Source organism: Brevibacillus sp. FSL L8-0520 (assembly GCF_037963895.1).
Lineage (GTDB): Bacteria > Bacillota > Bacilli > Brevibacillales > Brevibacillaceae > Brevibacillus > Brevibacillus borstelensis.
This window is the reverse complement of the sequence record NZ_CP150171.1, coordinates 5,205,218-5,222,032: the sequence shown is the minus strand read 5'-3', so window position 1 is coordinate 5,222,032 and position 16,815 is coordinate 5,205,218. Positions and strand designations below refer to the sequence as shown.

At 53.0% G+C, this 16,815-nt stretch carries 16 protein-coding genes; 11 read left to right on the top strand and 5 right to left on the bottom strand.

Features of this window, described 5'->3' with window-relative positions; translation table 11 throughout:
- Positions 1–8: 8 nt before the first annotated feature.
- The 7 genes from NSQ24_RS25340 to NSQ24_RS25310 all read left to right on the top strand — a co-directional run bounded on the left by NSQ24_RS25340 (position 9) and on the right by NSQ24_RS25310 (position 6,815).
- Positions 9–1,292: an ABC transporter ATP-binding protein gene (locus NSQ24_RS25340; RefSeq protein WP_122958004.1), complete on the top strand. Its 1,284-nt coding sequence runs from the start codon at positions 9–11 to the stop codon at positions 1,290–1,292.
- 27 nt (positions 1,293–1,319) lie between these two features.
- Positions 1,320–2,675, top strand: coding sequence for an ABC transporter substrate-binding protein (locus NSQ24_RS25335; protein ID WP_003388712.1), 1,356 nt, complete (start codon positions 1,320–1,322; stop codon positions 2,673–2,675).
- 28 nt (positions 2,676–2,703) lie between these two features.
- Entirely contained in the window at positions 2,704–3,594 is an 891-nt protein-coding gene (locus tag NSQ24_RS25330; RefSeq protein ID WP_024983036.1) for a sugar ABC transporter permease, read from the top strand.
- A gap of 11 nt (positions 3,595–3,605) precedes the next feature.
- Entirely contained in the window at positions 3,606–4,409 is an 804-nt protein-coding gene (locus NSQ24_RS25325; RefSeq protein WP_171506149.1) for a carbohydrate ABC transporter permease, read from the top strand.
- A gap of 15 nt (positions 4,410–4,424) precedes the next feature.
- Complete coding sequence (locus tag NSQ24_RS25320; RefSeq protein WP_003388708.1) at positions 4,425–5,234, top strand: sugar phosphate isomerase/epimerase family protein; 810 nt, start codon at positions 4,425–4,427, stop codon at positions 5,232–5,234.
- A gap of 43 nt (positions 5,235–5,277) precedes the next feature.
- Positions 5,278–5,832: a glycerol-3-phosphate responsive antiterminator gene (locus tag NSQ24_RS25315; RefSeq protein ID WP_024983034.1), complete on the top strand. Its 555-nt coding sequence runs from the start codon at positions 5,278–5,280 to the stop codon at positions 5,830–5,832.
- Positions 5,833–6,071: 239 nt separating this feature from the next.
- Positions 6,072–6,815 (top strand): MBL fold metallo-hydrolase, encoded by a 744-nt coding sequence (locus tag NSQ24_RS25310; RefSeq protein ID WP_003388706.1) that lies wholly within the window; start codon positions 6,072–6,074, stop codon positions 6,813–6,815.
- A gap of 119 nt (positions 6,816–6,934) precedes the next feature.
- On the opposite strand, the gene NSQ24_RS25305 is transcribed toward NSQ24_RS25310, so the two are convergent.
- From NSQ24_RS25305 to NSQ24_RS25285, 5 genes are all read right to left on the bottom strand, one after another.
- Entirely contained in the window at positions 6,935–8,380 is a 1,446-nt protein-coding gene (locus NSQ24_RS25305; protein WP_024985259.1) for an IS1182 family transposase, read from the bottom strand.
- 154 nt (positions 8,381–8,534) lie between these two features.
- Positions 8,535–10,226: a hypothetical protein gene (locus NSQ24_RS25300; RefSeq protein ID WP_024983033.1), complete on the bottom strand. Its 1,692-nt coding sequence runs from the start codon at positions 10,224–10,226 to the stop codon at positions 8,535–8,537.
- 22 nt (positions 10,227–10,248) lie between these two features.
- On the bottom strand, positions 10,249–10,728 hold the full coding sequence (locus NSQ24_RS25295; RefSeq protein WP_003388704.1) for a divergent PAP2 family protein: 480 nt from the start codon (positions 10,726–10,728) through the stop codon (positions 10,249–10,251).
- A 43-nt stretch (positions 10,729–10,771) separates the two neighbouring features.
- Entirely contained in the window at positions 10,772–11,128 is a 357-nt protein-coding gene (locus NSQ24_RS25290; RefSeq protein ID WP_003388703.1) for an SMR family transporter, read from the bottom strand.
- Positions 11,129–11,153: 25 nt separating this feature from the next.
- Positions 11,154–12,068, bottom strand: coding sequence for a decaprenyl-phosphate phosphoribosyltransferase (locus NSQ24_RS25285; RefSeq protein WP_003388702.1), 915 nt, complete (start codon positions 12,066–12,068; stop codon positions 11,154–11,156).
- A gap of 324 nt (positions 12,069–12,392) precedes the next feature.
- Between NSQ24_RS25285 and NSQ24_RS25280 the strand changes: the two genes are divergently transcribed.
- The 4 genes from NSQ24_RS25280 to NSQ24_RS25265 all read left to right on the top strand — a co-directional run bounded on the left by NSQ24_RS25280 (position 12,393) and on the right by NSQ24_RS25265 (position 16,734).
- Complete coding sequence (locus NSQ24_RS25280) at positions 12,393–13,418, top strand: DctP family TRAP transporter solute-binding subunit (RefSeq protein ID WP_024983030.1); 1,026 nt, start codon at positions 12,393–12,395, stop codon at positions 13,416–13,418.
- Positions 13,419–13,500: 82 nt separating this feature from the next.
- Positions 13,501–13,980: a TRAP transporter small permease gene (locus tag NSQ24_RS25275; protein ID WP_003388700.1), complete on the top strand. Its 480-nt coding sequence runs from the start codon at positions 13,501–13,503 to the stop codon at positions 13,978–13,980.
- Complete coding sequence (locus tag NSQ24_RS25270) at positions 13,977–15,263, top strand: TRAP transporter large permease (protein ID WP_003388699.1); 1,287 nt, start codon at positions 13,977–13,979, stop codon at positions 15,261–15,263. The genes NSQ24_RS25275 and NSQ24_RS25270 overlap by 4 nt, the downstream gene beginning before the upstream one ends.
- Positions 15,264–15,276: 13 nt before the next feature.
- A complete protein-coding gene (locus tag NSQ24_RS25265; RefSeq protein ID WP_279041639.1) occupies positions 15,277–16,734 on the top strand; it encodes a PLP-dependent aminotransferase family protein in 1,458 nt (485 codons plus the stop codon).
- Positions 16,735–16,815: the final 81 nt, after the last annotated feature.

The following is a 16,815-nucleotide window of genomic DNA, read 5'->3' as shown; positions in this document are numbered from 1 at the left end:
GGAGAGACATGGCCGAAGTAGAATTGCGGCGCATTTGCAAAACGTTTGACCGGCAAACGGTCGTCCACGAGGTGAGCGCCCTGATTGAGCCGGGCGAGTTTTTCGTCCTGGTGGGTCCCTCGGGATGCGGCAAGTCGACCACACTGCGCATGATTGCCGGATTGGAGGATATCAGCTCCGGGGAGCTGCTGATCGGGGGAAAACAGATGAATCACGTCCCGCCGAGCGGCCGGAGCATCTCGATGGTGTTTCAAAACTACGCCTTGTACCCGCATTTGACGGTGAAAGAAAATATTTTGTTCGGCCTGAAGGTGCGCAAGGTGGACAAGCAGGAGCAGGCCAAAAGGCTTGCGCATGCAGCAGAAATGCTGGGGATCTCTCAGTTGCTGCAGCGAAAGCCGCGCGAGCTGTCCGGCGGGCAGCGCCAGCGTGTAGCGCTCGGGAGGGCGATCGTCAGCCAGCATCCGATTTGCCTGATGGACGAGCCGCTGTCCAATCTCGATGCCAAGCTGCGGGGCCACATGCGCACGGAAATCCGCCAGTTGCAGCAGGAGCTGGGGATCACGATGATCTACGTTACGCACGACCAGGTGGAGGCAATGACGATGGGGGACCGGATGATGGTGCTCCGCGACGGGCAAGTCCAGCAAATCGGCCGGCCTTTGGACGTGTACAACCAGCCGGCCAATTTGTTCGTCGCCGAATTCACCGGCTCCCCTCCGATGAACACGGTGAACGGAACGTGGGCAGGCGACGGTTCTTGCCAGGGCGTGGTGATCGGGACAGGCAATGAAAAAGCATTTCTCCCGATTGGCTATCGCGAGGGGATCAGGGAGGGCGCTCCGGTGGTCTTGGGCATCCGTCCCGAGGCGCTGCAGCCCTTCGCAGCGGAACCGACCGTCGGCATCCCGGACCATACGGCGAGCGAGCGAGCCGGTCAGGGCAAAGCGGAGCGGGCGGTCCAGGGCATAAGCCAGTTGGCAAGCCTGGCTGCAAATCCGGTTGCAAGCCCGGCGGCAGGCTCGGATGCGAGTGCCGGAGCCATCACTTTGCCCGTCAGGGTGGAGGCTGTCGAGATTCTCGGCTCGGAGACGATCGTCGAGTTCGCTTTGGCAGGCGCCCGCTGGAAGGCCAAATGGAACGGGCAATGGCCTTGCCGGAGGGGAGAAATGGTCCGAGTCGGGTTCTACCCGGGCCAAATTTGCCTGTTTGACCCGCAGTCGGGCAAAAATCTGACTGCTTCGGAGTCAAAGACCATCCACCAAAACGTTTTGCAAATAAACGCCATCTAAAAGACGCGAAAAGGGAGAGAGTAACCGATGCGTACAGTTGTGAAAGGGTTGTTTTCCGTACTGATGAGCATGGCATTGATCACGGGCTGCTCGAGCGGGAATGCCCCGGCGACGGGCAGTCAGGCTGGAGCAGGAGCAGGATCGGAAGCCGCGGCCGGATCGGGAGCGGGCAAGGCAAGCGGGGAAAAAACAGAGCTTACCTTCTTCTATCCGGTAGCGGTCGGCGGTCCGCTGACGAAGATCGTCGACGGCATGGCGGAGGAATTCAACAAGGCGAATCCCGATATTGCCGTGAAACCGGTCTACACCGGAAGCTACCAGGATACGACGACGAAAATCCAGGCCGCCGTCCAAGGGAAGACGCCGCCTGACGTTGCGGTCATGCTCTCGACGGAGCTGTACACGATGCTGGACATGGACGCGATCCTTCCGTTGGACGATTTTATCGCCAAGGATGGCGGCAGCGAGTACGTAAACGACTTTTATCCGGGCTTCATGGCCAACTCGCAAGTAGACGGCAAGACGTACAGCATCCCGTTCCAGCGCAGCACCATCGTCCTTTACTACAACAAGGAAGCGTTCAAAGAAGTCGGCCTTGACCCGGAAAAGCCGCCGCAAAACTGGGATGAGCTGGTGGAGTATGCGACAAAGCTGAAAAAAGACGGGCGCTGGGGTGTCGAAATCCCGACATCCGGGTTTCCGTATTGGATGTTCCAGTCCTTTGCTCTGCAAAACGGCAAAAACCTGATGACCGAAGACGGGAAAAAGGTCTTCTTCGATACGCCGGAAAACGTCGAAGCGCTGCAACTGTGGGTCGATTTGGCGAAAAAGCATCAGGTCATGCCGGAGGGCGTGATTGAGTGGGCGACGGTGCCGTCCGATTTTCTCGAGGGCAAGACGGCGATGATGTACCATACGACCGGAAACCTGACGAACGTGAAAAACAACGCGAAGTTTGACTTTGGGGTAGCGTTTTTGCCCGCGAAAAAGACCTTTGGCAGCCCGACAGGCGGAGGAAACTTCTATATGTTCAAAGGCATCGACGAGAAGAAGCAGGAAGCGGCGTGGAAGTTCATCCGTTTCATGACTGAGCCGGAGAGGGCCGCGCAATGGAGCATCGATACAGGGTACGTAGCCACGCGCAAATCGGCCTACGAAACCGAGAGCATGAAAGAGTACGTCAAAACATTCCCGGTGGCGGCAGTCGCCCGCGACCAGTTGGCATACGGACACGCCGAGCTGTCTACACATAACAACGGGAAGGTGACCAAAGCGCTGAACGACAGTCTGCAAGCCGTGATTACCGGTCAGGCGGAGCCTGCCGCGGCATTGAAAAAAGCGCAGGAGGAAGCGGACAAAATCCTCGCGCCGTTCAACAAATAAAAGCAGCAGATGAATTGGGGGAGCGACAATGGGGTTGGAACATCGCGCAAAATGGAGGATCAACATCTACGCCTGGCTTCTGCTCCTTCCCTCCCTCATCTTCCTTGTTCTGTTTACCTTTTATCCCGTTCTTCAAACGGTTATCCTGAGCTTTTACCAAGCGGATCTGGGTTCCCCGGAGCCGTTTTTTAACGGGGGAGACAACTACAGAATCATGCTGGAAGATGACGTGTTCTGGAAGGTGCTGACCAACAACTTGTGGTTTGCTCTGGGGACGGTGCCGACGAGTATCGCCCTGGGACTTGCGATGGCTTTGTTTGCAAACAAGGCGCTGCGCGGCAAAGGGTTTGTCCGCACTGCCTACTTTTATCCGACGGTCGTCCCGATGATTGCCGTCGCGAATATATGGCTGTTCATTTACACGCCGGAGTACGGGGCTTTGAGCCATGTCATGGAATGGTTCGGCCACGGCGGGATGAACTGGCTGGGAGATCGGACGAACGTCATGTTTGCGATGATCTTCATGGTGATCTGGAAGGAAGCGGGCTACTTCATGATTTTTTATCTGGCCGGCTTGCAAAATATTTCCAAGGAACTGTACGAATCCGCCTCGATGGACGGAGCCAAGCCGTGGACGGTGTTCAGGCGAGTGACGTTTCCGCTGTTGATGCCCACCACGATGTTCGTCTTGATCATTGCGTTTACCAACTCGTTCAAGCTGGTCGACCATCTCGTCATCATGACCAAGGGCGGTCCGGACAACGCCAGCAACCTGTTGCTTTACTACATTTACGAGACGGCGTTTTCCTTCTGGGATCAGGGCATGGCTTCCGCTTTGACAGTCGTCATGGTGGTCATCCTGCTGCTCGTTGCCGCGATTCAATTTTTTGGTCTGGATAAAAAGATTCATTACAACTGAGGGGGAGTCAGATGCTTCGCAAAATAACGGGGGTGGCGATGTACGGGCTGGCCGCCCTCTGGCTGTTTCCGCTTGTGTGGGCCTTCTGGACGGCATTCCGGCCGCGAGAGCTGGCGATCTCCTGGACGCTCAGTCCCGATTTCACGCTGGATAACGTGATCAAGGTATGGAATGCGGCTCCCTTTGCCCAGTATTATCTCAACACATTTCTGATCGTAACGGGCGTGCTCGCCGTGCAAATCGTGACCGCCACGCTGGCTGCCTACGCCTTTGCGAAGCTCCGGTTTTGGGGGCGGGACGCGCTGTTCATCCTGTTTTTGGTGCAACTGATGGTGCCGGCAGACATCCTCATCTTTCCCAATTACAACGTGCTGCGGGACCTGTCCTTGCTGGATACGAAGCTGGGCATCATGATGCCGTATTTCGCCTCGGCGTTCGGCGTTTTTCTCTTGCGGCAGACATTCAAGACGATCCCGCATGAGCTTGAGGAAGCCGCACGTATGGAGGGCTGCTCGTGGTGGCAGATTTTGTGGCGGGTGTACGTTCCGCTGGCCCGGCCGACCTACATCGCGTTTGGACTGGTGTCGGTCAGCTACCACTGGAACAATTTCATGTGGCCGCTCATCGTCACCAATTCGGTGGAAAACCGTCCGTTGACCGTCGGACTCGCCATTTTTGCCCAGTCGTTCGAGACAGGGGCGCAGTGGGCCGAGGTGAGCGCCGCCACAGTGATGGTCATTTTCCCGCTGCTGCTTGCCTTTTTGCTGTTTCAGCGGCAGTTTATCAACAGCTTCATCCATTCCGGTGTGAAATGACGAGGGGGGAAAGCGATGAGTGCAAAAGCTTCTTATGCCATCTCAACGTACGCGCTGTTTGACCAGCCGCTCAGGGAAGCGATCCAGCGGCTTGCCGACGGCGGCTGGACGTCGATCGAAATCATGTGCGAAGCAGGACACAGGGAGCTTCTCGAGTGGTCGGCTGGCGAGCTGAACGATCTGCGGGCGCTGGGCAGCGAAAAGGGGATCGTCTGGTCGATCCACGCGCCTATCGACGGATGCAACCCGGCGGCAGCAGGCGGGCTGAGGGAGCAGACGTCAGATGCGATGAAGCGCTGTCTGGAGGTGGCTGCATTTTTGGATTGCACGCATGTGGTGATGCACGCCGGAGAGGTAGAGGATCGCCTGGATGGGGCGGAGCGCGAGCGGGGAGTGGAGCGGGTCGCGCAGTTTATCGAACCGCTTCTGCCACATATCGGGGATTCGCGTACACGGCTTCTTCTGGAAAACGTGCCTCCCTACCCCAAGGTGCTCGGCTGGACTGTCTCCGATCTGATCGCCATCTGCAAACAAGTGGCTTCGCCATCGGTGGGCATTGTCTACGACATCGGTCACGCTCATCTGATCCGCAAAGGCTACGCTCTGGATGGTCTCCGGGAGGTCTTTCCGTATATGCAGGCCCTTCACCTGAGCGACAACCGGGGGATCAAGGACGATCATCTGGCTGTAGGCGAAGGAACGGTTCCTTTTGCCGCGATATTGTCTCTACTCAAGGAAAAGGGGTTTGCCGGCAGCTGGGTCATTGAGACGACATGCGTCGCGGATGCCGAGCTGAGTATCTCGCGGTTGAGCCAGCAGCGATGAGGGAGGTTGCGAGGGAACAATGTCAGAAGGCGAGGGGATACCGATGGACATAAGGACGTTACTGAAGGCAAATCCGGTCATTGCCGCCACGGAGCAGGACCAGCTTGCAGCGGCGATGGCATCTCCGGTCAGCGCCATTTTGCTGATGTACGCAAAGCTGACCCGGCTGATGGAGGAGACGGAGACTTTCACGCAAGCGGGCAAGCCGATTTTCGTTCACACGGATCTGATGAACGGTCTTTCCAATGACAAGGAATCCTGCCGTTTTTTATCCCGGCACATCCGCCCGGCAGGCATTGTCACAACCAAAGGACCGATGATCCGCGTGGCGAAAAAGGAGGGGCTTTTGACGATTCAGCGCGTCTTCTTGATCGACTCCAGCTCTTTGCAGAATACGATCAGAAATGTGCAGGAAAACCAGCCCGATGCCATCGAAATCATGCCGGGCATCGCGCCTTCGATCATTCCGTATATCAAAGAACAGCTCTCCCAGCCGATTATTTTGGGCGGGTTGATCTGGACCCGGAAGCAGGTGCAGGAAGCGCTTGCCCACGGAGCGGATGCGGTATCGCTCAGCAGGTCGGAGCTGTGGAATTGATTGCAAAAGGACTAACGAATATGCAAATCTTGACGGATCTCAAGTGGATGAATGAACGGAGAATGTTGGCATGATTACCGGAAAAATATCTGTTGACAAAAATAAATATTTGTGTTAAGATTATAATTTATGGAATTGACCTCAACTTTGAAAGTGTGATACATAATATTGTGTAGCTTATAGGAGAATCCATACTTTGACAATCTCCTGCATCCACTTTTACATTGGGGGAATCTTTTTTGAGCAAACAGACTGGTGTAAACATGCTTCATTTGCATGAGAATTCTGTCGGTGGCAGTACCGCATTGCACCCGACCCTGATCTGGGATGACGAGGCAGCTGTCCTGATCGATACCGGTATGCCCGGATCATGGGAGCGAATCCGCACAGCCATGCTGGAAGCGGGTGTTTCTCCTGCCATATTGAAAGCAGTAATTCTGACGCATCAGGATTTCGACCACATCGGCAGCGTACCCGAGATCATCGCTGAGGCGGAGCAAGCAAAAGTGTATGCACACAAGCTCGATCAGCCTTACATCGAGGGGACGCTGCCTCTCATAAAAACGAGTCCCGAAGCAATGGCTCCTTTGCTGGAGATGCTCCCGGAAGAAGAACGCCAGAAGGCGATAGACTTTTTTGGCAATCCGCCGAAGGCCAAGGTGGACCATACTCTTGATGACGGCGACGAATTGCCCTATGGCGGCGGGATTCGCGTCATTCACACACCGGGGCATACCGATGGGCACATCAGCCTTTATCTCGTCCAAAGCAAGACGCTGGTTGCAGGCGATGCCTTGATCTGTGTGAACGGCACTTTGCAAGGTCCTGTAGCCCGGACAACCCTGGACATGGAAGAAGCCCGGCGCTCACTTGCAAAGCTTCTCGATTATGAGATCGAGTCGGTCATTTGCTACCACGGCGGGCGCAGCGATCAAAATGTGAAAGGGCAGTTGGAGCAGCTTGCACAGAGAGACCCTGCCTAGCAGACAGGGGAAGAACAACGGGCTTTCCTAACAGCAAAGATCCGGTAGAAACCTCGACAATATAGAAAATCGCAGCCAATTAAACAAACGAAGCGCCTCCTGATGACAGGAAGGCGCTTTCAGGTTGCAGACAAACTCCCTCGCTGAACGAACAGCAGAGGGAGTTTGTTTAATAATTTGATGAAAATACCGAAGGTGTTTTGATCGTTCACCTTTTGGCGACCTGATTTCCATAGCCAGGTCGCCATTTTTTTCAAGTTCATGGCAGCGAAAACAAGCATCGCCTGCATCGTGACCTTCTCCAGTCCTCGTAAGGTCGTCCAACGCATGCCATGCTTTTCCTTCATATCAGCGAATACACGTTCAATCGTTTCTTTCCGTTTGCTATAGATTTGTTTGTTTTCCTCGGTATGCCGGAGGTGGTCTACCTCTTCGAGGTAATCAGCCCAGATGTGGCGACTCACTCTCTTTGTGTAGTCTTTACTTTCCGTGCATTGTTTCAAGAACGGACAACTTCGGCAAACTTGAGAATTTGATCGATAGATACGGTACCCATCCTTGTTTGTTGTCTCATATGTTAAGATTTGCTCGTTCGGGCAGATGTAGCAGTCGAAATATTCATCATACACATATTCGTGCTTTTTAAAAAAACCTTCTTTGGTGCGTGGTCTTGTGTAGGGCATAACGGGGCGAATCTGGTCATCAAGGAGTGTTTTACTGATGTAAGGCGTCTTGTATCCCGAGTCCACTGCCACAGCTTGAGGCTGTGCAAACGTCTTTCGCACTTGATTCAAAACATCCTCAAAAACCTGACTGTCATGCACATTGCCTGGCGTTACCTTGGCACCAAGCACAAATCCATTTCGATCACATGCTGTATGAAAACTATAAGCAAATACACGTTCCTTTTCCCCTTTTACAAACAATCCGCAATCCGGGTCAGTTGTGCTGACTTTCACCTCCTTCTTCGAAGTTTCTGTCTTTTTTTCAAGGGGCTTCTTTCCATGTGCAATACGATCCTGATTGATTTCTTCGTCCAGCAGCTCTTGATATTTCTTCGCTTGTTCTTCAACGATTTCTTTCACGTATTTATGCTTATTCGCACTGGCTTTTACATGCGTAGCATCAATGAAAAGCACATCAGGCTTCACGAATCCATGATGAACCGCCTCCTCCAATATTCGAAGGAAGATCGACTCGAAGAGTTGAGTATCCCGAAAACGGCGAACATAGTTCTTGCCTAGGGTCGTGAAATGGGGAATGGGCTGACTGAAATCATAGCCAATAAACCACCGATAGGCAACATTGGTTTCGATCTCTTTAATCGTTTGTCGCATGGAACGAATTCCAAAAATATATTGGATGAAAGCAATTTTAACTAAGACTACAGGGTCAACACTGGGTCTGCCATTGTCATGACAGTAGAGGCTTTCCACCAAGTCATAGATGAACGAAAAGTCGATTGCATTTTCAATTTTTCTTACGAGATGATCTTCTGGCACCAACTCATCTAGCGAGAATGCAGATATCTGATAACGCCCTTCGGCCTCTTGCTTATTAAGCATAATGCCACCTCTAAAAAATAACTTTTGAAAACGTAACATGTTCTATATTCAACAAAAAAGCCTGCAGACCCTGTTCCTTACGGAACTTTGTCTACAGGCTGGAAGCGCCTCCTGATGACAGGAAGGCGCTTTTGTTTCGAGATTCCCTTATTACTTACGGAATAATGTACAGCGTCCGGGAAGAAGACAAACCTTTCGCCTGCTTTTCGTCGATTTTGGTCTCAACAAACGGGATTCCCTCCTCCTGCAGCCGGACGCGGTTGGCATTGAAGTGCCGGAAATCGACCAGCACTGGCTGAGTGCTCTGCTTCATCGCCTGCAGCTGCTGTTTGAGCAGCAGATGCGAATAGCTCTGTCCGATAAAATGACCGAAGCCGACCAAAAACGCGTTTGCTATAAGAGCGCAGAGCAAAAGCCTGCTTCCATTTTGAATCCACGCTTTTCCGCTTTCCAGTCCCATCACGGCAATCAGGACGGGAATGATCCAAAGCTGGGGGACATACCGGGCCCACCACGACTCCGGATTGATCAAAACCGTAAACAGCAGGATAGCCATGACGAGGAAAACTGGCCGATGCGCCCGTCTCTTTTGCAGCAGCAGGCCAAAAATGACCAGGCAGCCGAGCAGCACGGCTCCCCCGAAAATGGGACCGAATCCGGCTACCCGCACATCGGGAGAGATGAACGCCGTTATCTCGTACGGCGTGACCGAAAACGGCCATTTGAGCTGACTTTCTCCGTCGTTTCCGACGTTGGCGGTCGTCGCAAACAGAGAAACAAAGAACTTTTCAAACCGGTTTTTGTCCAGAAAATCATGCGGGCTGTTGGTTTTCATGATGTCGACCGCATTTTCGCCAGCCAACGGGTAAAACGGATGGCCCTTCGTCAGCGTATTCGTTACGTACGGATTGTAGCCAACGAGCGCCACGCAGATGAGCAAGCTGGCCGTGAATGCGGCAAGCAGACTTTTCCACCGCCTCTCGCTGTCGTAGAGGAAAAAGAGCAGCAGCAGCCCGCAGCCGAGCAGGACGGCGTAAACAAGGGCGGTAAATTTCACCTCGCCGAGCAGAATGAGCGCCGAGCAAAGCCCGGCAAGCGTCCACGGGTGATACCGTTTGTACAAAAGATAGCCGAGCGCACAGATGCACAAAATGAGCGATGCCAGCTGTCCGTCAATGTAAAAGGTGATCAGCTGCGTTACCACCACAGGATTGCAGGCCAACAGGAGCGAGAGAATAACCGCTCTTTTCGGCTTCGCTGGAAAAGCTGTCAGCATGGCGGCTGCAGACAGAAAAAAAGACGCAAACAGCAGGATGAAGTTGAAGATCTTGCTCACTTCAATCTGATCGGTCACTTTGTAAAGCAGAGAATCGAGGAGCCAAGAGCCTTTGCTGTAGTGGTTGATCCACAGCTCGAACACCGTCAGCAGCTCGCGTCCCTGCAGCTTCGCAAGCTCTGCATCTGTGGGCGCCTCCAGCTGTTCATAGACCGGATTCCATCCATCCTTCAGAAGGATAATCGCTTCCTGGTGATACGTTTGCCCATCCCATGACAGGTCGTAGGTGTGGGCGCTCACATACAAGCTGATTCCCAAAACGAGCGCAAGCCCCGCGAGAGTGGAGAGAAACGCGGCCACTGTGCGGGCAGGAAAGAATGAGCGCGTCATGCCCCACATGCTAAGAAGGCCGAGAGCCAGGGACAGCCAGAGGCTGATGCCGGTAATCGGTATTCCGCATAACAACAGGACCGAAGTGAAAAACAGCATAAAGGCTAAAAAGAGGATCAACGCAATCCCCAGAATAAAGGAATAGTTCCCCAGCTTGTTCATATTTGTTGATTCGTTCATACTTTCTCTTTCTCTCCCATTCCTAGCCAAATAGACTCGGGCTTGCTTGTGAAAGCACGTGCAAAAGCTTCGCAAGCAGCACGCCGAGAACAATCCCTCCTACAATCTCACCTTTGGTATGCCCCATGCTTTCGCGCAGCGGCTTTGCGACGGAAGCAGGCGAATCCGCTGTGACACTCGACTCTGCAGAGACCGACTGGTACGGCGCTGTCGCCATCCGGTTCAGCGCTTCCGCATGCTTGCCGACGGCCCTGCGCAATCCCATCGCGTCAATGATGACGATAAACGTAACCGCAACTCCCAGCCCGAATACAGGATGGTCAAAGCCTTCGCGCAGGCCGATCAGGGCAATGCTGGTGACCATCACAGTCGTATGGGTGCTGGGGAATCCGCCGTTTCCTATTTTTGACCGGGCTTCCTTCCCAAAGCGAAGGTAGTTGATAAAAAATTTGACCGTTCCCGAGACGAGCCATCCGATAAACGGTGCCAACGCGTACAACATGTGAATTCCTCCGATAAGATAAACTGCCAAGCTGCGGGATGTGTCAGGACTGTGCCAGCACAATGACGCCGATGATGATGATCGCAAGGCCCGCCATCCGCGTGGCAGACATCGGCTCCTGAAACAGAAAAACCGACAGGATCGCTACGAGGACATAGCCCAAGGCGGCCATAGGGTAGGCGTAGGAGAGCTGTACCCTTTCGATGGCCGCTATCCAGACAAATGCGGAGACTCCGTACAGGGAAAGTCCGACGACGATCGGTACGTTGGTGATGTACTGCAAGATTTTCAGCAAAAACAGATCGCTCTTTCCCGCCAGAGACGAGGCTCCCAGCTTCATGGCGACCTGCCCGCATGCGCTGAGCAGGATCGAAACAAAAATCAGGACGTGCGCCTGCATACCCTTCATCCACCTATCTGTGCTGTTATTCAAAAAAATACAGGATGCCGGCCACCGTAACCACATACAAGAGCACCGTGATCAGGATCGGCTTGTCCTCCAGCAGCACTTTTTCCGGACTGCCTCCCTTGCCGCTCATCGCAATCAAATAGAGGTAGCGGAAAATGCCAAAAATCACGAACGGAATCGTCCACATCAACTGGATCGTCCGCCCGGATGTGAAGGTGAACAACGAGTAGCTGATGATCGTTGCCGTTGTCACGATCGTATTGAATTGATTCAACAATTCTGTCGAGTAGAACTCCAGTACTTTCCGGTGGGAACCTTTTTCCGCTTGCAGCAGTTGAAGCTCGTGCCGCCGCTTGCTGATGGCCAAGAAGAGAGCCAGCAGCATGGTGCAAAGCAAAAACCACGGGGTCAGCGGGGTTCCGATCGCGAGGCCGCCTCCGATCGCACGGAGGACAAAACCGGCAGAGATAATCATCACATCGAGAATGACTACATGCTTCAGCTTGAGTGAATACGCGCAGTTCAGCAAAAAGTAAACCAGCAGCACAAAACCGAGGAGCGTATTGACAGAGAAGGCGACAGAAAGGGAAACAATCAGCAGCAAAGCACCGAAAGTCAGTGCCAAAAACGGGTTTAATGCCCCCGAAGCCATGGGCCGGAACCGCTTTTCGGGATGGTTCTGGTCGTTTTTGATGTCTACAAAATCATTCAATATATAGACACAGCCGGATACGAAGCAAAAAAGGAAAAAGGCGAGAATAGCTTTGCCGCCAACATCCATATCCACTCGGCGGAAAGAAAACAAAAGGGCAGCAAAAACAAGCAGGTTTTTTGTCCATTGCTGAGGCCGCAGCTGACGAATCAACAAAACCAAAACATTTTGGACAGGTGCTGTTTGCGCTTTTACTTTCACAGAATTCGGCAATCCCATATGACTCTCCAATCTATTTACTATGTAGCATGTTACCAAAGGTAAGACGACAATTACCAACAAATAGTAACATAATTGATCGATTTTTGCTGTTTCGTTCCGAATCCAGTTCACAAAAAAGGAGATAAAGGCAAGGGGCAAATCTTGAAAGTGGATATATGGAATCAAGGAATTGCAAGGAAAATCGCTATCCAAATAAAGGGATGTTTGCAAATAACGCCCAAAATATAAGGCCAATTTGATTATTGGATATATACCCTTAACACAATTTCTACTATTCTAAAAATTAAAAATTGAAAGCGTATACAACGCGGGGGAGGACATATGAAAAGGCTCGTAAGTTTTGGACTCTCTGTATTGATGGCGGCAGCGCTGGCAGCCTGCGGTTCCCAGCAATCGAACGGAAGCTCTCAAGGCCAGGGGGCAGGCGCGTCGCAGGAATTAAAGCTCAAAGTGAGCATTACGGTCTCGGAGAAAGACACCTGGGGAGTTGCGGTGAAGAAGTGGATGGAGGACGTCGAGCAAAAGTCAAATGGCCGGATCAAAATGAAAATGTATGCAAATGAATCTCTCTCCAACGGCAACCAGCCAAAAGGTCTGGAGGCAGTCCAAAACGGGTCGACGGACATTTCTCTCCACTCTACGATTATCTACAACGTACTCGACCCGAAGTTTGCCGCGCCTTCTCTTCCCTGGCTCATACCAAGCTACGAACAGGCTGACAAAGCGATGAACGGAGAAGCCGGGCAAAAATTGATGGAGCTCGTTCGCAGCAAAGGGATCGAGCCTCTCGCATTCGGGGAAAGCGGCTACCGTCAAATTACAAACAGCAAGAGGCCGATTCTCACCCCGGAAGACTTGAACGGACTGAAGATCAGAACGCCTTCCATGGAAGCGATGGTGGCTACGTATAAGGAGTTTGGCGGTGATCCGACGGTTATGAACTTCTCGGAGGTGTTTACCTCCTTGCAGCAAGGTGTGATCGACGGACAGGAAAATCCGCTTCCGATCATTCTCAACTCCAAACTGTACGAGGTGCAAAAGTACTTGACTGTATGGAACTACATGTACGATCCGATTGTTTTTGGCGTCAATAAAAAGCTGTATGACAGTCTGGACGCGGACACGCAAAAGCTGCTGAGAGAAACGGCCCAAGAAGCCGCCAAATACCAGATCGAGCTGAATCGCAAAGAGAACGAAGAAGTGCTGGCGCAGCTCAAGGAAAAAGGGATGGAAGTCGTCGAGCTGACACCTGAGCAGATCAAGGCATTCCAGGAAAAAGTCCAACCGGTTATCGACAAATATGAGGGCATCATCGGCAAGGATCTTTTGGATGCATTCCGCAAGTAAACACGACAGGTGGAAAAAGGGGCGATAAAGCCCCCTTTTTCATCCCAATCGCAGGGCAATTGCTTTTTACGGGGGGATCGTCATGAAATTCTGGGTTCGGCTGGAAGAGTGGATTCTGGCAGTCTTAATGGGCATCATCTGCGTTTTGACAATGGTCAACGTATTATCGAGATATTTTTTCAACAGCTCGCTTTCCATGACGGAAGAACTGACCACCAACATCTTCGCTTTCATCATTTTTATCGGAGCGGCCTTGCTTGCCAGGGAAAACGGGCACCTCGGCTTTGCGCTTTTGACCGATCAGCTTCCCGCCCGCTTCCGGATCGTTTGTACCGTGATTGTCGGCTGTTTGACGACGGTGTTTTTCGTCATTCTGCTTTGGTACGGTTGGGAAATGGTCATGCAGCAGTATCAGTACAACCAGAAGACGCCGGCCATGGGCCTGCCGGAGTGGCTGATGGGTCTGTCGGTGCCGCTCGGTGCGCTGCTGTGCATGTTTCGTTTCTGGGAAGGGTACGTCCTGGAGATACGAAGGCATAAAAGAGAGGAGGCAAACCAATGAGCGCAACAGCGATTTGTCTATTCGGGTCCTTCTTTCTGCTGCTGTTTTTAAACATGCCTATCGCCGTAGCCCTCGGCCTCTCTACCGCGATCACGCTGCTGCTGTTTGATCTGCCCATCCAGTCGCTGCCGCCGACCTTGTATTCATCGTTGACCAAATTTACGCTGCTCGCGATTCCGTTCTTTTTCCTCGCCGGGCTGATCATGGAGAGGGCGGGCATCTCCAAAAGGCTGATCCAGCTAGCTCAGACGCTTACCGGCCATTTCACGGGCGGGCTTGCCATCGTGTCAGTCGTGGCAGCGTGCTTCTTCGCGGCGATTTCCGGTTCCGGTCCCGCTACGATGGCCGCCGTGGGCGCGATTATCATACCGGCCATGGTCAAGCAAGGCTATCGCAAGGATATGTCGGCAGGGCTTCTCGCGACGGCAGGCGGCATCGGCATCATCATTCCGCCCAGCATCGCCTATATCATCTACGGTGTAATCGCGGAGGTTTCCATTGGTAAAATCTTTATGGCGGGGATTGTCCCCGGCCTCTTGATGGGTGCCATACTGGCGCTGACGGGATACATGATCGCCAGGAAAGAAAAGATCCCTACGCTTCCGAAAGCGAGCGCCAGGGACATTGTGGCTGCTCTGAAGGATGCCTCGTGGGGCTTGATGGCCCCTGTGATCATCCTGGGGGGAATCTACACGGGGATTTTCACGCCGACAGAGTCTGCCGTTGTGGCAGTATTCTACGGTTTGTTTGTCGGAATTTTTATCTACAAGGAAATCAAAATCAAACATTTGCCAAGCCTCTTGGTGGAATCTGCGAAAACGACAGCGATGATCATGCTTATCGTCGCCTCGGCCTCCACCTTTGCCTGGCTGATCACGGTTGAGGGGATTGCGGAGGATTTGGCCAATTCCTTGATGAGCATCGCCCCCAACACGATTACGATGCTGCTGATGATCAACCTGGTCCTGCTGATCGCGGGGATGTTTGTGGATGCCATATCCGCATTTTATATTTTCTTGCCGATCTTTTTGCCGATTCTCACCATGATGGACATTGACCCTGTCCATTTTGGCGTCATGATGACGATGAACCTCGCCATTGGTCTGGTCACACCGCCCGTTGGCCTCGATCTTTACGTTGCTTGCGGACTGGCGAAAATTTCGTTGAAGGAGATATCGAAAGGGGTTATTCCGTTTATTGTCGCATCCATACTCGCGTTGCTCGTGATCACTTACATTCCGTCTATTACACTGTGGCTTCCTGAACTGTTGAACATGAAATAAGGAGTGATCTCTTTTGTCAGCGACCCATTGGGATCAAATTGTTCTGGATGCGGTGGAAAAAGAGCCCTTGTACAAGCAAATCTCGCGGCAGATAGAACAAATGGTGCACGAAGGGAAGTTGAAGCCCGGGACGCGGCTGCCTTCCGAGCGGCGGATGGCTGAGCTGTTGAAGGTGAGCAGGATGACGATCACGCTTGCCAATGAAGACATGAAAGCAAGAGGGATCGTCCGCAGCCAGCAGGGGAGCGGCACATATATCATGCGCGGACCGCAGATGGAGCGGACAGAGCAGGTTGTCACCTGGCATGCCGACTTCGCCTATCAGACGGGGAATGTCAATCATGCGATGGAAGAGATCATGCGTTTTGGCCGAGACCCGCGCCTGATCAATTTCGCGGGTGTCGGCACGGCCCCCGAGGTTCACCCGGGAATCGAGCTGAGCCAATACTTTGCCGAGCATTTGCGGAAAAACCCGATCCTGCTCCAGTTGCCCGCACCGACGCAGGGCTATGAGCCTCTGCGGATAGACGCTTGCAAATGGCTGGAGGAGAGCGGCATTCACGCCGACCCGAAAGAGATCATGATCGTCTCCGGAGCGATGCAAGGACTGGATCTCATCAGCAGGCTGTTCCTGGCTCCGGGCGATTACGTCATCATGGAGGACCCCGGATTTCTCGCCGCCTCTGACGCGTTTACGGCGACCGGCGCCAAAATATTGCGCATCACCCTGGATCAGGAAGGGATTCGCATTGACAATCTGGAGAATCTCCTGATGCAGTTTCCGGTGAAGTTTATTTACGTAAACCCGACGTTTCACAATCCGACTGGCGTGACCATGTCCCTGAAACGGAGAAAGGACCTGCTCGTCCTCGCGAAAAAATACAGGGTTCCCATCGTCGAGGACGATCCGTTCAGCTTGATTTATTTCGGCAAAAAACCGGTGCCGCCGCTCAAAGCGCTGGATCAGGACAATTATGTCATCCACCTCCAGTCGTTCTCGAAGTATTTGTTTCCGAGCCTGCGGGTAGCTCTCCTGGTAGCCCCGGAGGGAATCATCTCCAATTTATCCACGATCAAGCAGCGGATCGATCTGCACAGCAACAACCTGACGCAGATTGCCGTTCATGCCTATTTGACGGAAGGGCGCCTGTCGGTCCACGCAGCCAGGCTCCGTCAGGCCTACAGCGCGCGTCTGTCCCTCATCAGGGAAATCGTAAAGGACATGCCTGAAATCCGCTGCAGCATGCCGGAGGGCGGTGTCTTTTTGTGGTGCAGGATCCCCAGCCAGGTCCGGGCGGAGAGACTGCTGCAGACAGCCCTGCGCAAAGGCGTATCGTTTGTGCCGGGGAACTGGATGAGCGGCGTGGGCTTGGGAGAAAATTATCTCCGCCTGGCCTATACACAGCCCTCGCTGGACTTGTTGAAACCCGGATTCGAAATGATTCGTGAGGCCATTTCCGAATATCAGTAAGACCAATCACGGGAATGGTTATATGAAAACGTTTGCACACCCCTTATGCTGATGGTGGGAATTCTCACATCTTACCAGAAG

Bases quoted from the DNA above. Each gene is read 5' to 3' on its own strand.
- NSQ24_RS25340 (WP_122958004.1), top strand. From the start codon at position 9: ATGGCCGAAGTAGAATTGCGGCGCATTTGCAAAACGTTTGACCGGCAA.
- NSQ24_RS25335 (WP_003388712.1), top strand. From the start codon at position 1,320: ATGCGTACAGTTGTGAAAGGGTTGTTTTCCGTACTGATGAGCATGGCA.
- NSQ24_RS25330 (WP_024983036.1), top strand. From the start codon at position 2,704: ATGGGGTTGGAACATCGCGCAAAATGGAGGATCAACATCTACGCCTGG.
- NSQ24_RS25325 (WP_171506149.1), top strand. From the start codon at position 3,606: ATGCTTCGCAAAATAACGGGGGTGGCGATGTACGGGCTGGCCGCCCTC.
- NSQ24_RS25320 (WP_003388708.1), top strand. From the start codon at position 4,425: ATGAGTGCAAAAGCTTCTTATGCCATCTCAACGTACGCGCTGTTTGAC.
- NSQ24_RS25315 (WP_024983034.1), top strand. From the start codon at position 5,278: ATGGACATAAGGACGTTACTGAAGGCAAATCCGGTCATTGCCGCCACG.
- NSQ24_RS25305 (WP_024985259.1), bottom strand. From the start codon at position 8,380: ATGCTTAATAAGCAAGAGGCCGAAGGGCGTTATCAGATATCTGCATTC.
- NSQ24_RS25300 (WP_024983033.1), bottom strand. From the start codon at position 10,226: ATGAACGAATCAACAAATATGAACAAGCTGGGGAACTATTCCTTTATT.
- NSQ24_RS25295 (WP_003388704.1), bottom strand. From the start codon at position 10,728: ATGTTGTACGCGTTGGCACCGTTTATCGGATGGCTCGTCTCGGGAACG.
- NSQ24_RS25290 (WP_003388703.1), bottom strand. From the start codon at position 11,128: ATGCAGGCGCACGTCCTGATTTTTGTTTCGATCCTGCTCAGCGCATGC.
- NSQ24_RS25285 (WP_003388702.1), bottom strand. From the start codon at position 12,068: ATGGGATTGCCGAATTCTGTGAAAGTAAAAGCGCAAACAGCACCTGTC.
- NSQ24_RS25280 (WP_024983030.1), top strand. From the start codon at position 12,393: ATGAAAAGGCTCGTAAGTTTTGGACTCTCTGTATTGATGGCGGCAGCG.
- NSQ24_RS25275 (WP_003388700.1), top strand. From the start codon at position 13,501: ATGAAATTCTGGGTTCGGCTGGAAGAGTGGATTCTGGCAGTCTTAATG.
- NSQ24_RS25270 (WP_003388699.1), top strand. From the start codon at position 13,977: ATGAGCGCAACAGCGATTTGTCTATTCGGGTCCTTCTTTCTGCTGCTG.